Raw genomic sequence first — 14,055 nt, 5'->3', positions numbered from 1 at the left:
TCTATAGGCAACCGCCCGTACCGACTGCTACCTGCGCACCCTAGCACAAGCTAGCCACTACTTTAATACCAGCGCTGTTCACCTTCGGGCCGTTTCTTGAACCGCTTCATACTCCACATGTACTGGCTGGGCCAGCGACGTACATAGCCCTCAATGACCGCGCTCATGCAAGCTACAGCCTCGTATTCATCCTTGCTGTAGAGCGCATCTGGTGCCGCCTCAAGAATCACTTTGAAGCCACTGTTGTCGGGCAGCCGCACACAGTGAAAAAACAGGGCCTGCGCCTCGCTGCCCTTGAGCAGATTGGGAACGAACTTGCTGGTCAGCGCCTGGGTCGCGAAAAACGGAACGAATACGCCGCTCTTGAGCGCCGGCTCGGGGTCGGCCGGAATGCCCACTGCACCGCCACGGCGCACTTCGCGCATGACGCTGATGATGCCTTCACGGGTAGACGCGGCAACCTTGTTGCCCAGTTGGGTACGCTGCCGCTGCAGCAGCTCATCGACCGCCTTCTGCTTGGGTGGACGATAGAAGATGATCGGCTTGGCCCGCAGGCAGTACCAGTGATTGAGCACCTCCCAGTTACCCAGGTGGCTGGTAATCGCAACCACGCCCTTGCCGGCCGCCAGAGCTTCGGTCAGCAAATGCTCGCCTTCGACTTCCCTGATCAGGCCAACCGTCTTATGCGGTGACCACATCCAGGCACAGGCGCTTTCGGCAAAGCTGCGGCCGGTATCGAGCAGAGTGCGACGCACCAGGTCGTTCAACTCCGCCTCACCCAACTCCGGCATGCAGTGGCTGAGGTTGATTCGAGTGACGTCCCGCGAGCGGTTTGGCAGCTTCCACATCAGCCAGCCAGCGAACGCCCCAAGACGCTGCGCTACGCCGAAGGGCAACAGGGCAAACAGCCTGAGAAATCCAACAATGAAGGCGCCTTTCAACCGCTCCACGGTAATGCTCCGAACAATGAATCAACGGCCATTGTAAGCCGCTCGGACGGGCAGGGCGAGAACCGGGGTCAGCCGGATGCCAGAGCAGGGTAGCAGTGGCAGTCGGTGGTGTGATCCATGACCATCCCGGTGGCCTGCATAAAGGCGTAACAGATAGTCGGCCCGACAAAGGTAAAGTCGGCCTTCTGCAGCGCCTTGCTCATCGCCTTCGCCTCGGCGGTCTGGGTCGGAATCTCGCCCAGGGTCGCTGCGTGGCCTATCCGCGGCTGGCCGCCGACAAACTGCCAAAGCCATTCGACCGGCTCATGCTCGGCGCACAACCGTTGCCAGGCGCGGGCATTGCGCCGCGCACCATACACCTTGAGTCGATTGCGAATGATCCCCGGATCCTGCAGCAGTGCCTGCAACTCATCATCACTCTGGCTGGCCATGAACGCGATATCGAAGCCGCGATACACCTGCCGATAGTGCTCGCGCTTACGCAGCACCGTGATCCACGACAGACCGGCCTGAAATCCCTCCAGCATGAGCATCTCGAACAGACTGTCGGCATCCCGACAGGGTACCCCCCACTCTTCATCGTGATAGCGCTGATACAAGGGGTCTTCACTGCACCAACTGCAGCGCACCGGATCCATCTGGTTCATGCCTTTGCTCCGATCTGAGGGTTATACTCGCCAACTGACTGCCATCTTACATCCGCCCCGGGGAGACCGACATGAACGACCAGCTGCAGATTACCGACCTGACCCTGGGCGAGGGCAAGGAATGCGTCAAGGGCGCGCTGATTACGACGCACTACACCGGCACGCTGGAGGACGGCACCGTATTCGACTCCTCCCATCAGCGCGGTCGGCCGTTCCAGTGCGTCATCGGCACCGGGCGGGTCATCAAGGGCTGGGACCAGGGCCTGATGGGCATGCGGGTCGGTGGTCGCCGTCAGCTGTTCGTACCGGCCGAACTGGCCTATGGCGACAGCAGCGTTGGCGAGCATATCAAGCCGGGCAGCAACCTGCGGTTTGAAGTCGAGCTGCTGGAAGTGCTCACCCGGGACGACTGATGCCCGCCCTTCAACTCACCGCAGGCACAGCACAGGAAGCAAGCATGGCAGCCAATCTAACATTCAATATGGACGCCGTTCTGCAGCGTCTGCTGGAAGAATGCTACAGCCTGCTGGCGGCACTGCCGCTGTTTTTGCTCGCACTGGTGGTAGTCGGCGTGTTCTGGCTTGTGGGCAGTTGGCTGGCACGCCGACAAATGCTGGATCTGGTCGCCCAGCGCAACCCGTTCCTGCGCGAACTGACCCGCACCACCGTACGCTGGGTCGTCAGCCTGATCGGCGTTCTGATTGCGCTGGAGATCATGGACGCCACCGCCCTGGTGGGCGCGGTACTGGGCACCGCCGGCGTCATGGGGGTAGCGCTTGGCTTCGCCTTCAAGAGCACCATGGAAAACTACCTTGCCGGTATTCTCATGAGCCTCAGGCAGCCATTTTCACCGAAGGACCATGTCACCATTGATGGCAACGAAGGCATTGTGGTCGCACTGACCTCACGAGCAACCATCCTCATGACGCTGGACGGCAATCACCTGCGCCTGCCCAACGCACTGGTGTTCAGCAGTGTGATGCTCAACTACACCCGCAACCCCAGTCGCCGCTTTGCCTTTGATGTGGGCATCGGTGTCAACGAGGATCTGGTTCGAGCCCAGCAAATTGGCGTCGAGGTGCTGGGCACGCTTGACGGTGTGATGGAGACGCCGCCACCGCGCGCCTATATCACCGCACTGGGCGACTCCAACGTGCAGATCCGCTATCACGCCTGGGTTGACCAGCGCAGCCACGACTTTGCCAGCGTCAAGAGTGAAGGTATCCGGCTGGTAAAACTCGCCCTGGAGGCCGCCGAGATGGATATGCCCGAGCCGATTTACCGGGTGCAGCTGAGCGAGCGCGGGGCGGCCTCCAGCCCGGGCGTCACACCACCGGCAACATCGACGCAAACTCGGGCACCCGCTGCGGTGGATACCCGCGTGCAGGCCGATCTCGAGGAGCAGATCGCTGCCGACCAGCGTAGCCGCGGCAGTGAGGATCTGCTCGACCCCGGGGCGCCAAAGGAATAAGCGGTTGACCATAACCGGCACAGCCGCTAGATTCGACCCATGACCAGCACACGCGCACTGACCAGCCGAATGATTATTACCGCCATTCCCACAACGGCGGGCTAGCATCGTGCGCACCCAAACCCGCCTCTGAGGCGGGTTTTTTCATTCTGTCTCCGGGGCAAACAAGCATCAGGAGACCGTATGACAACTGCTCTATCCCTCTCTTCAACCGACACCGAAACCGACCCGAGTGACGACGACGCCCCGGCACGATTACGCACTCTGGTCGGCAGCATCCTGTCGGCACCGGTCTATGACGTCGCGACCGAGACCCCGCTGCAATTCGCCCCGCGCCTGTCCTCGGACCTGGGCAATCAGGTTCTGCTCAAGCGCGAAGACCTGCAACCGGTGTTCTCGTTCAAGATCCGAGGTGCCTACACCCGCGTCGCCCGACTGAGCCCAAGCGAGCGGGCGCGCGGCGTCATCACCGCGTCAGCCGGTAACCATGCCCAGGGACTGGCACTTGCTGCCCAGCGACTCGGCGTGCGCGCGCTGATCGTCATGCCCACCACCACGCCAAAGCTGAAGGTCGAAGGCGTCTGTGCCCGGGGCGCCACTGCGCTGCTGCACGGCGACGGCTTCCCGGAAGCACTGGCACACGCGCTGCAGCTGGCAGACAAGTATGGCTATACCTTTGTCCCGCCGTTTGACGACCCGGATGTGATCGCCGGCCAGGGAACCGTCGCGGTGGAGCTGCTGCGTCAGCATCAGGGTGCACTCCACGCGGTATTTGTACCGGTCGGTGGCGGCGGGCTGATCGCCGGGGTAGCGGCGTATATCAAGTATCTGCGCCCAGAGGTGCGGGTGATCGGCGTCGAGTCGGAGGAATCCGCCTGCCTGCAGGCAGCACTGGCGGCCGATGCCCGTGTGGTCTTGCCAGCGGTCGGGCGCTTTGCCGATGGCGTCGCGGTCGCGCAGATCGGCAAACTCAATTTCGCCTTCTGCCGACGCTACGTCGACGAGGTCATCACCGTCAGTAACGACGCCATCTGCAGCGCCGTACGCAGGATTTATGACGACACCCGCTCGATCACCGAGCCCTCTGGCGCGCTGGCAGTAGCTGGCTTGCGCGAATACGTACGACGCGAAGGTATCCGCGACCAGACCCTGATTGCGATCAACTCGGGTGCCAATATCGATTTCGACCGGCTGGGGCAGGTGATTGAGCGGAGTGGGAGCGCAACCGATTGAGCAGTCAGGTGGCCGCCGCTAGCAGCAAGCAAAAAGCCCCGACAACCGGGTTAAGTTGCCGAGGCTTTTTGACGAACTGCAGAACCGGCTGGATCAGAACGCCAGTTGGTAACTTGCAGCAACCCACATGTCAGGCTGGTCGCTGTCGGTGGTGCCGTTCAACATCAAAGAGGCTTTGCCATCACCCAGCGCACCTTCGATCCCCACACCCGCCTTCAACCAGTCGTTCTGGTAGTCTTCCCCGGGCAGGCTGAAAGCGAACAGGCCATCAATAGAGCCACTGACACCGGCACTGCGATCCTCAAAACGATGAGCCGCCTCGAGGTTAGCTACCAAGTTGTACCCGGCCAGCCAGCTCAGCGGTGTTTCAGTCCCAAAGCCCAGTCGAGCTTCGGTGAAACGATCGGTACGGCTATCGAAGCTGGCAGGATTCGTACCGCCTTCCTCTGTATAACCATCCAGCTTGGAGTGTGTGTAGCTCAGGTCAGCGTAGGGGCTGATGCCAGTATTTCCCAAGGACAGAGCATCGACCCAATCAACACGTGCACGCAGGCCCCAGGTATTGGAGTCGGCATTTCCCTTCGAAGAGTCAGGAGTGCTGAGGCTAATGTAGCCGCGACGAATGTCCGCTTCACCCCAGTGTCCAAACGCGCCAACCGTGGCATATACCTTGTGCTGTTCCGAGACGGGAACGATGCCCTCAACCAGCAGGTATTGACCGTCACTCTCGGCACGGCCGTTGCTGCTCAGGTTCTGACGCGCCCAGGTCTGGCCAAGAGAAGCATTGAGCTGCACAGCACCATAGTTGTGACCAACGCTGACTTCAGCCAGGCCGGTGGAACCAGAGCGCTGGCCGTGCTCATCCGTACCCCAGTCACCAGCAACCCAGAAGGTGCTCTGACCCGGCGCAACCATGCGGGACAGTGGGCGGCTGTGGGCGCCGTTGATCATCATATTCAGGCCGCTGTTAAGCGAGCTCAACCCCAGCGAAGTGGACTGCAGGCTGTTGGACAGAGAGGCCAGAGTGACCAGCTCGCTGATTATTGCGTAGTCGTAGCTATCATCTACGCTGGGGCAACCAGACGGACAGTGACTGACGTCTGGCCCAATGTAGTAGTCAATCGAAACAAAGCCGTTTTCAATACCGTAACCAAACAGCAGAAACACGCCCAAGTTTCCAGCATCCCCAACCAACTGGGCCAGTCCAAAAGACAGGTCAGAGTTCCCCCACCACGGCTGTGCAGTGAAGATATCGGGGTTCGCAGTATAGGAGGTGTACACCGATGAAATGGTATAGGTGCTGCCGCCGTACTGGACCGTTACTGGAGGGCTCGGCTGCATTGGTTCAGGGGCTGCATGGCTGACGATCGGCAGACAAAGACCACTCAACAGGCTGAACGGCAGCATTATTTTTTTCAGATTCAACGCTATCTCCCTGGCTACGATGACTCGTTGCGCAATATTAAAATGATGTCAAACTGCGCCATCCTGCCAAATTGCCAGAAAATAGACAATCGGTAACAGCATATATTCGTTTAGCCAAAATACTGACCAATGATCCAGGTCAATCTTCCGGAGCCTTGACAGCCCTGCACGGCCGTCTTAGCTGCGTGCTGCTCCAATCCTGTATACTTCGGTCTTTCTCAATTTCACAGCCCGACCTGGTGAAACACGTGACTCAGACCAATCCAGCCGTCCACACCTTTCAAGGACTGATCCTTGCCCTGCAACGCTACTGGGCAGAGCGGGGTTGTGCGGTACTGCAGCCCTACGACATGGAAATGGGTGCCGGCACCTTCCATACAGCCACCTTCCTGCGCGCCATCGGCCCGGAAACCTGGAACGCTGCCTACGTACAGCCCAGCCGCCGCCCCGCTGACGGCCGCTACGGTGAAAACCCGAACCGCCTGCAGCATTACTACCAGTTCCAGGTGGTGCTCAAGCCGAACCCGGACAACATCCAGGAGCTGTACCTGGATTCGCTGCGTCATATCGGCGTCGACCCGCTGGTGCACGACATCCGCTTCGTTGAAGACAACTGGGAATCGCCGACCCTCGGCGCCTGGGGTCTGGGCTGGGAAGTCTGGCTGAACGGCATGGAAGTGACCCAGTTCACCTACTTCCAGCAGGTCGGTGGCGTCGAGTGCTATCCGGTCACCGGTGAGATCACCTACGGTCTGGAGCGTCTGGCGATGTACCTGCAGGGCGTCGACTCGGTCTACGACCTGGTCTACTCCGACGGCCCGTTCGGCAAGGTCAGCTACGGCGACGTGTTCCACCAGAACGAGGTGGAGCAGTCCACCTACAACTTCGAGCACGCCAACGTCGACAAGCTGTTCGAGCTGTTCGATTTCTACGAAGGTGAAGCCAATCGTTTGATGGAACTGGAGCTGCCGCTGCCGGCCTACGAAATGGTCATCAAGGCATCGCACACCTTCAACCTGCTGGACGCCCGCCGCGCCATCTCGGTGACCGAGCGTCAGCGCTACATTCTCCGTGTTCGTACCCTGTCCCGCGCGATTGCCCAGAGCTATCTGCTGGCCCGCGCCCGCCTCGGCTTCCCGATGGCCACCCCCGAATTGCGTGATGAAGTACTGGCCAAGCTGAAGGAGGCCGAATAATGCAGGCGCAGGATTTTCTCGTTGAACTGGGCACCGAAGAGCTGCCTCCCAAGGCCCTGAAGAAGCTGGCCGAAGCCTTCCTGGCCGGGGTTGAAGGCGGTCTGAAAGACGCCGGTCTGGGCTACGCCAAGGCCCGCTACTACGCCGCGCCGCGCCGCCTGGCCGTGCTGGTCGAGGCGCTGGCAACCCAGCAGCCCGACCGCACCACCCAACTCGATGGCCCGCCCGTACAGGCGGCGTTTGACGCCGACGGCAACCCGACCAAAGCCGCCGAAGGCTTTGCCCGCAAGTGCGGTGTCAGCCTGGCCGAGATCGACCAGAGTGGTCCGAAGCTGCGCTTCGTACAGAACATCCCGGGCCAGCCGGCCACCGATCTGCTGCCCGGCATCGTTGACGCCGCACTGGCCGCGCTGCCGATTCCCAAGCGCATGCGCTGGGGTGCCCGCAAGACCGAGTTCGTCCGTCCGACCCAATGGCTGGTCATGCTGCTGGGCGAGCAGGTTGTACCCTGCGAGATTCTCTCCCAGCAGGCCGGCAACCTGTCCCGTGGCCACCGCTTCCACCACCCGGATCAGGTCACCATCGCCAGTCCGGCTGCCTACGCCGAGACCCTGCGCAGCGCTCACGTGATTGCCGACTTCGCCGAGCGCCGCGAGATCATCCGCAGCCGCGTCGACACGCTGGCTGCCGAGCAACAAGGTACGGCCATCGTCCCGGCTGACCTGCTGGATGAAGTGACCGCCCTGGTTGAATGGCCAGTGCCGCTGGTTTGCAGCTTCGAAGAGCGCTTCCTTGAGGTACCGCAGGAAGCCCTGATCTCGACCATGCAGGACAACCAGAAGTACTTCTGCCTGCTCGACGCCAACGGTAAGCTGCTGCCGCGCTTTATCACGGTCTCCAACCTGGAAAGCAAGGACCCGACACAGATCATTGAGGGCAACGAGAAAGTCGTCCGCCCACGCCTGACCGACGCCGAGTTCTTCTTTAAGCAAGACCAGAAGCAGCCGCTGGAAACCCGCAATGAGCGTCTCGCCAATGTGGTATTCCAGGCCGATCTGGGCAGCGTTTTCGAGAAGGCCCAACGCGTCTCCAGTCTGGCCGGCTTTATTGCCGAACGCATCGGCGGCGACGCCGGGCGTGCCGCCCGTGCGGGCCTGCTGTCCAAGTGCGACCTGGCTACCGAGATGGTCGGGGAGTTTCCGGAACTGCAGGGCATTGCCGGCTACTACTACGCCAAGCACGACGGCGAAGCGGATGACGTTGCGCTGGCGTTGAACGAACAGTACATGCCGCGCGGTGCCGGTGCCGAACTGCCAAGCACCCTGACCGGTGCCGCAGTCGCGCTGGCCGACAAGATCGACACCCTGGTCGGCATCTTCGGTATCGGCATGCTGCCGACCGGCTCCAAGGACCCTTACGCGCTGCGCCGTGCCGCCCTTGGCGTGCTGCGCATCCTGATCGAGAAGCAACTGGAGCTGGATCTCAACGCTGCACTACAGGCCGCGGTCGAGCAGTACGGCAGTCGCGTAAAAGCCGAAGGTCTGGTCGCCCTGGTACAGGACTTCATCTTCGACCGTCTGCGCGCCCGCTATGAAGATGAAGGTATCGACGTCGCCGTCTACCAGTCGGTACGCGCCGTCAGCCCAACCTCGCCACTCGACTTCGATCAACGGGTACAGGCGGTTCAGGCGTTCCGCCGCCTGCCCGAGGCAGAGACACTGGCCGCTGCCAACAAGCGGGTATCCAACATCCTGTCCAAAGCCGAAGGTATGGTCAGCAAGCAGATCAATGCCGCGCTGCTGCAAGAGACCGCCGAGCAAGCCCTGGCAAGCGCCGTAGAAGCGGCAGAACGGTCGGTAGCGCCGCTGGCAGCCCAGCGCCAATACAGCGCCACGCTTGAGCAACTGGCGGCCCTGCGCGCGCCGGTAGATGCCTTCTTCGAACAGGTGCTGGTCAACGCCGACGACGACGCCGTCAAGGCCAACCGCTACGCCCTGCTGGCCCGTCTGCGCGGCCTGTTCCTGGGCGTCGCCGACATCTCCCTGCTGGGCTAGAGCAGCCGCAAGCTACAGGCTGCGAGGGACCAACCCCGCTGACTTGTAGCTTGCCGCTTGGAGCTTGTCGCTATGAAGTTAATCATTCTCGACCGGGACGGGGTCATTAATCAGGACTCCGACGCCTATATCAAGTCCCTTGACGAGTGGATCCCGTTGCCCGGCTCAATCGACGCCATTGCGCGCCTGAGCAAGGCAGGCTGGACCATCGCCGTTGCCACCAACCAATCTGGTATCGGCCGTGGCTACTATGACGAGGCGACGCTGCAGGACATGCATGATCGGCTGCTTCAGCTGGTAGCGGAGCAGGGCGGCAAGGTCGATCTGATACGTTACTGTCCGCACGCTCCTGATGCCGGTTGCGATTGCCGCAAACCGCTGCCAGGACTGTTCAGACAGATTGCCGATGAACTCGACCATTCGCTCGATGGCGTTCCCACCGTGGGCGACAGCCTGCGTGACCTAGAAGCCGGCTGCGCCGTCGGTTGTACGCCCTATCTGGTACGTACCGGCAAGGGCGCGAGTACCGAGCACAAGACGCTGCCCGCCGGTACCCGGGTATTTGATGACCTGGCAGCCGTTGTTGACCACCTTCTGGAATCCTGAACATGCCCCTGCTGATGCGCCTCCGCGTCGTTCTGTTCTACCTGCTGCTGTCGGCCAGCGCCGCCGTCTGGTGCGTGCTGATTACTCCGATTGCGTTGTTCCTGAGCGTGCGCTGGCGGGTTAAAGTCATCATCGAGTGGTGGTCCGCCATTGCGGTCTGGCTGGCGCGCAATATCGTCGGCATCCGTTATGAAGTGACTGGCCGCGAGAATATTCCGAATCAACCGGGAGTGATTCTGGCCAACCATCAGAGCACATGGGAAACCTTCTTCCTGCCCGGATTGTTCCGGCCGCAAACCCAACTGATCAAGCGTGAACTGCTTTACGTCCCCTTCTTTGGCTGGGCCTTTGCGTTAGCCAAGCCAATCGCTATCGACCGGACCAAAGCCCGCGATTCACTTCAGCAGTTGACCCGCACCGGTGGTGAGCGCCTGAAAGATGGCATGTGGATTCTGGTATTCCCTGAAGGTACCCGCAACGCGCCAGGCGAGACCATCAAGTTCTCCCGCGGCGGTGCGGCGCTCGCCTGCGCCAACAATGCCCCGATCATTCCGGTCGCCCATAATGCCGGGGAATACTGGCCACGCCACGGCTGGGCAAAGAACCCAGGTACAGTGAAGGTGATGATTGGCCCGCCGATCTATCCCACCGGTGGTGACCCACGCGCCATCGTTGCGGCCAACAAGCAAGCCGAGGCCTGGATCAATCAGCAGTTGCAAAGCCTGCGGAACACGTAAGCGCCGACTGGTCCATACTGAGGGTTCTCATGCGGGCAGCCGCACACTCATCAACAGCTCGATCGGTGTCTTGATATGGATATTAATCGCTACCTCCGCGCACTCTCCGAAAAGGGGGGATCCGACCTGTTCTTTAGCGTCGGTGCCCCGGTTACCTTGAAACGCGAGGGCGATTTCTTTTCCTTCGGTAACCAGCCGCTCGCCTCCGGAGCCGTCAAGGATCTGGCCTGGCAGGTGATGAACGAGAAGCAGATTGACGAGTTTGAGCGCGAGCAGGAGATGAACCTCGCGGTCGGCCTGCCCAACCTCGGCCGCTTCCGTATCAACGTGTTCTACCAGCGTGGTGAAGTGGGGATGGTGGTCCGCCATATCAGCCACAAGATTCCCGCTATTGCCGATCTGGGCTTGCCTGCTCAGCTCGAACGGCTGGCGCTGAAAGACCGCGGGTTGGTGCTGGTGGTTGGGGCAACCGGTTCCGGCAAATCCACAACGCTGGCCTCAATGCTCGATTTCCGTAATACCAACCGAGCAGGGCATATCGTCTGCATTGAAGATCCTATTGAATTCCTGCACAAGCACAAAAAGTCGATCATTGACCAGCGCGAAGTAGGGCTGGACACCCAGAGCTTTGCCCACGCGCTGCGCAACGTGCTGCGCGAATCGCCCGACGTGATCATGATTGGTGAGATCCGTGACAAGGCCACCATGCAGCACGCATTGCACTACAGTGAGACCGGCCATCTGGTGGTCGCCACGCTGCATGCGACCAACAGCGTTCAAGCCATTGAACGGGTGGTCAACCTGTTCCCGGAAGGGGAGCGCAAGCAGACACTCAGCGACATATCCATGAACCTCGCCGGCATTATTGCCCAGCGTCTGGTGCCCGCAGTACATCAGAAGCGAGTCGCAGCCGTCGAGGTACTGCTGCGTACTCCCTATATCCGCAACCTGATTGCCCGGGACGAGCTGTCGGAGATCAAGGACTCGATGAACCGCGGCCAGGAGCCGGGGCTGCAGAGCTTTGACCAGCATCTCTATGATCTGCTGACTGAGGGCAAGATCACGATGGAAATGGCACTGCGTTATGCCGATTCGCCAACCGACCTCAAACTGAAATCCAAATTCAGCGATACCCGCAGTGAGTCCCCTCTCGGTATGCAACAACCGGAACAGCAAGCCGATTTGTCATTCAAGCCGGCTACTCCCGGCAGTGAGTTTGCCGACTCGGATCTAACCGACGACTTTCGCTGACAAGCAGGCAAAGAAAAACCCCTTAAACTGTGAGGTTAAAGGGGTTTTTCTGCAACCCGATTAGACGTCCAGGTTAGATACCGCCAGGGCGTTGCTTTCGATGAACTCACGACGTGGCTCGACGTGATCACCCATCAGCGTGTTGAAGATCTGATCGGCAGCGATAGCGTCTTCAATGTTCACCCGCAGCATGCGGCGGCTTTCCGGGTCCATCGTGGTTTCCCACAACTGCTCCGGGTTCATCTCGCCAAGACCTTTGTAGCGCTGGATGGTATGACGACGTGCTGTCTCGTTCATCATCCACTCCAGTGCTTCCTTGAAGCTACTGATCGGCTTCTTGCGCTCGCCACGTTGCATGTAGGCGCCAGGTTCCAGAAGGGTTTGCAGCTTCTCACCCAGCTCGGCCATTGTGCGGTAGTCGTTACTGGCAAACAGGTCGCGGTTGAAGGTGACATAGTTGGAAAGCCCGTGCGTCACAGACTCCACTTCCGGCAGCCACAGATGGCGTTCCGGATCTTCACGCAGGCTGACCCGGAACTCCTGACCGGAGCGCTCCGTGGGAGCAACCCGCGCAGCAAATTCCTGAATCCAGCTTTCCATGAAAGCTTTGTCGGCAAGGTTGTCCACCGTCAGACGCGGCAGGTAAATGAAGTGCTCCATCAGCTCCTGCGGGTACAGTCTGGCCAGACGCTTGAGGGTCTTCATCACTCCGCGGAACTCCTGTACCAGACGCTCGAGAGCCTGGCCGGTGATGCCCGGTGCGCCCTCGGTAACGTACAGGTAGGAGTCTTCCAGCGCAGACTGTGTCAAGAACTCTTCCAGCGCCTCGTCGTCTTTCAGGTACTGCTCCTGCTTACCTTTCTTGATCTTGTAGAGCGGCGGCTGGGCGATATAGATGTAGCCGTTCTCGATCAGCTCCGGCATCTGACGGAAGAAGAAGGTCAGCAGCAGGGTACGAATGTGCGAGCCGTCAACGTCAGCATCGGTCATGATGATGATGTTGTGGTAACGCAGTTTTTCAATGTTGAACTCTTCGCGTCCAATACCGCAGCCCAGCGCGGTAATCAGCGTGCCGACCTCGGCAGAGGAGAGCATCTTGTCAAAGCGGGCCTTCTCAACGTTGAGGATCTTGCCCTTCAGCGGCAGGATGGCCTGGGTCCGGCGGTTACGGCCCTGCTTGGCAGAGCCGCCCGCGGAGTCCCCTTCCACAATGTAGAGTTCGGACAGCGCGGGATCTTTTTCCTGGCAATCGGCCAGTTTCCCTGGCAGACCGGCGATATCCAGAGCGCCCTTACGCCGCGTCATCTCGCGAGCCTTACGGGCGGCTTCGCGTGCCCTCGCGGCGTCGATCATCTTGCCAACGACAGCCTTGGCTTCGCCTGGCTTTTCCAGCAGGTAGTCAGCAAAGGACTTGTTCATTTCCTGTTCTACCGCGGTCTTCACCTCGGACGATACCAGCTTGTCCTTGGTCTGCGAGGAGAACTTGGGATCCGGCACCTTGACCGAAATGATCGCCGTCAGACCTTCGCGAGCATCGTCGCCCGAAGTGTTCACCTTGAGCTTCTTGAGCAGACCTTCCTGTTCAATATAGTTGTTCAGGCTGCGGGTGAGGGCGCTGCGGAAGCCAGCGAGGTGAGTGCCGCCATCGCGCTGTGGAATGTTGTTGGTAAAGCAAAGAATGCTCTCATTGAAACTGTCATTCCACTGCATCGCTACCTCAACGCCGATGCCATCTTCACGCTGAAGGTTAAAGTGGAACACCGAGTTGATGGTGCTCTTGTTCAGGTTCAGATAGTCGACGAAGGCGCGCAATCCACCTTCGTAGCGGAAAAGCTCGTGCTTGCCGGAGCGCTCGTCACGCAGATTGATACCAACGCCAGAGTTCAGGAAAGACAGTTCGCGCAGGCGCTTGGCAAGAATATCCCAGCTGAATGAGATGCTGCTGAAAGTCTCGGACGATGGTTTGAAGTGGATCTGGGTACCGGTGCTATCGGTATCGCCGACCGCCTGCAATGGGGCCTGAGGAACACCGTGCACATAGGTCTGCTCCCAGACCTTGCCTTCGCGACGGATGGTCAGAACCAGCTTTTCGGAAAGAGCGTTCACCACCGACACACCCACACCGTGAAGACCACCGGAGACTTTGTAGCTGTTATCGTCGAACTTACCGCCGGCGTGCAGAACAGTCATGATGACCTCTGCTGCGGACACCCCTTCCTCGTGCGCATCGACCGGAATACCGCGTCCGTTGTCTCGAACACTGATCGATTCGTCAGTGTGGATGGTGATGTCGATATCGCTGCAGTAACCAGCCAGGGCTTCATCGATCGAGTTATCGACGACTTCAAAGACCATGTGGTGAAGGCCGGTACCGTCATCGGTGTCACCGATGTACATACCGGGACGCTTACGCACCGCATCAAGGCCCTTCAGAACCTTAATACTCGATGAATCATAGGCTTTGTTATCGGTCATCTTAAGTCAC

11 protein-coding genes and 1 pseudogene are annotated in these 14,055 nt (G+C 60.0%); 8 read left to right on the top strand and 4 right to left on the bottom strand.

What is annotated here, in order from left to right; genetic code table 11:
- Positions 1–62: 62 nt before the first annotated feature.
- Both C1949_RS01675 and C1949_RS01670 read right to left on the bottom strand, forming a co-directional pair.
- A complete protein-coding gene (locus C1949_RS01675; RefSeq protein ID WP_104736724.1) occupies positions 63–950 on the bottom strand; it encodes a lysophospholipid acyltransferase in 888 nt (295 codons plus the stop codon).
- A gap of 68 nt (positions 951–1,018) precedes the next feature.
- Positions 1,019–1,588, bottom strand: coding sequence for a DNA-3-methyladenine glycosylase I (locus C1949_RS01670; protein WP_104736837.1), 570 nt, complete (start codon positions 1,586–1,588; stop codon positions 1,019–1,021).
- Positions 1,589–1,668: 80 nt separating this feature from the next.
- Between C1949_RS01670 and C1949_RS01665 the strand changes: the two genes are divergently transcribed.
- From C1949_RS01665 to ilvA, 3 genes and pseudogenes are all read left to right on the top strand, one after another.
- On the top strand, positions 1,669–2,010 hold the full coding sequence (locus C1949_RS01665) for an FKBP-type peptidyl-prolyl cis-trans isomerase (protein WP_104736723.1): 342 nt from the start codon (positions 1,669–1,671) through the stop codon (positions 2,008–2,010).
- A 44-nt stretch (positions 2,011–2,054) separates the two neighbouring features.
- Positions 2,055–3,068: a mechanosensitive ion channel family protein gene (locus C1949_RS01660; protein ID WP_170062978.1), complete on the top strand. Its 1,014-nt coding sequence runs from the start codon at positions 2,055–2,057 to the stop codon at positions 3,066–3,068.
- Between the two features lie 264 nt (positions 3,069–3,332).
- Positions 3,333–4,283, top strand: a pseudogene (ilvA, locus tag C1949_RS01655) (threonine ammonia-lyase, biosynthetic); the annotation flags it as partial.
- A 111-nt stretch (positions 4,284–4,394) separates the two neighbouring features.
- Here ilvA and C1949_RS01650 read toward each other — a convergent pair.
- Positions 4,395–5,468: an autotransporter outer membrane beta-barrel domain-containing protein gene (locus C1949_RS01650; RefSeq protein ID WP_170062977.1), complete on the bottom strand. Its 1,074-nt coding sequence runs from the start codon at positions 5,466–5,468 to the stop codon at positions 4,395–4,397.
- A gap of 506 nt (positions 5,469–5,974) precedes the next feature.
- Here C1949_RS01650 and glyQ point away from each other — a divergent pair.
- The 5 genes from glyQ (at position 5,975) to C1949_RS01625 (ending at position 11,570) form a co-directional block, all read left to right on the top strand.
- Positions 5,975–6,922 carry a glycine--tRNA ligase subunit alpha gene (gene glyQ, locus C1949_RS01645; RefSeq protein ID WP_104736719.1) on the top strand — a complete coding sequence of 316 codons (948 nt, stop codon included), beginning with the start codon at positions 5,975–5,977 and terminating at the stop codon, positions 6,920–6,922.
- Positions 6,922–8,976, top strand: a complete 2,055-nt coding sequence (glyS, locus tag C1949_RS01640) for a glycine--tRNA ligase subunit beta (RefSeq protein WP_104736718.1) — start codon at positions 6,922–6,924, stop codon at positions 8,974–8,976. Before glyQ ends, glyS begins: the two co-directional genes overlap by 1 nt.
- A gap of 72 nt (positions 8,977–9,048) precedes the next feature.
- Positions 9,049–9,582: a D-glycero-beta-D-manno-heptose 1,7-bisphosphate 7-phosphatase gene (gmhB, locus tag C1949_RS01635; protein ID WP_104736717.1), complete on the top strand. Its 534-nt coding sequence runs from the start codon at positions 9,049–9,051 to the stop codon at positions 9,580–9,582.
- Positions 9,583–9,584: 2 nt separating this feature from the next.
- Positions 9,585–10,319 (top strand): lysophospholipid acyltransferase family protein, encoded by a 735-nt coding sequence (locus C1949_RS01630; protein ID WP_104736716.1) that lies wholly within the window; start codon positions 9,585–9,587, stop codon positions 10,317–10,319.
- A gap of 75 nt (positions 10,320–10,394) precedes the next feature.
- Complete coding sequence (locus tag C1949_RS01625; RefSeq protein WP_104736715.1) at positions 10,395–11,570, top strand: PilT/PilU family type 4a pilus ATPase; 1,176 nt, start codon at positions 10,395–10,397, stop codon at positions 11,568–11,570.
- Positions 11,571–11,630: 60 nt separating this feature from the next.
- On the opposite strand, the gene gyrB is transcribed toward C1949_RS01625, so the two are convergent.
- Entirely contained in the window at positions 11,631–14,045 is a 2,415-nt protein-coding gene (gene gyrB, locus C1949_RS01620; protein ID WP_104736714.1) for a DNA topoisomerase (ATP-hydrolyzing) subunit B, read from the bottom strand.
- Between the last annotated feature and the right edge of the window lie 10 nt (positions 14,046–14,055).

The sequence above is a fragment of the Halopseudomonas oceani genome (assembly GCF_002903165.1).
Taxonomy (GTDB): Bacteria; Pseudomonadota; Gammaproteobacteria; order Pseudomonadales; family Pseudomonadaceae; genus Halopseudomonas; species Halopseudomonas oceani.
Note: the sequence above shows the minus strand (reverse complement) of the source record. Positions and strands in the feature narration are given on the sequence as shown.

Excerpts from the sequence above, each read along its gene's own strand:
- C1949_RS01670 (WP_104736837.1), bottom strand. The coding sequence starts at position 1,588 with ATGGATCCGGTGCGCTGCAGTTGGTGCAGTGAAGACCCCTTGTATCAG.
- C1949_RS01665 (WP_104736723.1), top strand. The coding sequence starts at position 1,669 with ATGAACGACCAGCTGCAGATTACCGACCTGACCCTGGGCGAGGGCAAG.
- C1949_RS01660 (WP_170062978.1), top strand. The coding sequence starts at position 2,055 with ATGGCAGCCAATCTAACATTCAATATGGACGCCGTTCTGCAGCGTCTG.
- glyS (WP_104736718.1), top strand. The coding sequence starts at position 6,922 with ATGCAGGCGCAGGATTTTCTCGTTGAACTGGGCACCGAAGAGCTGCCT.
- gmhB (WP_104736717.1), top strand. The coding sequence starts at position 9,049 with ATGAAGTTAATCATTCTCGACCGGGACGGGGTCATTAATCAGGACTCC.
- C1949_RS01630 (WP_104736716.1), top strand. The coding sequence starts at position 9,585 with ATGCCCCTGCTGATGCGCCTCCGCGTCGTTCTGTTCTACCTGCTGCTG.
- C1949_RS01625 (WP_104736715.1), top strand. The coding sequence starts at position 10,395 with ATGGATATTAATCGCTACCTCCGCGCACTCTCCGAAAAGGGGGGATCC.
- gyrB (WP_104736714.1), bottom strand. The coding sequence starts at position 14,045 with ATGACCGATAACAAAGCCTATGATTCATCGAGTATTAAGGTTCTGAAG.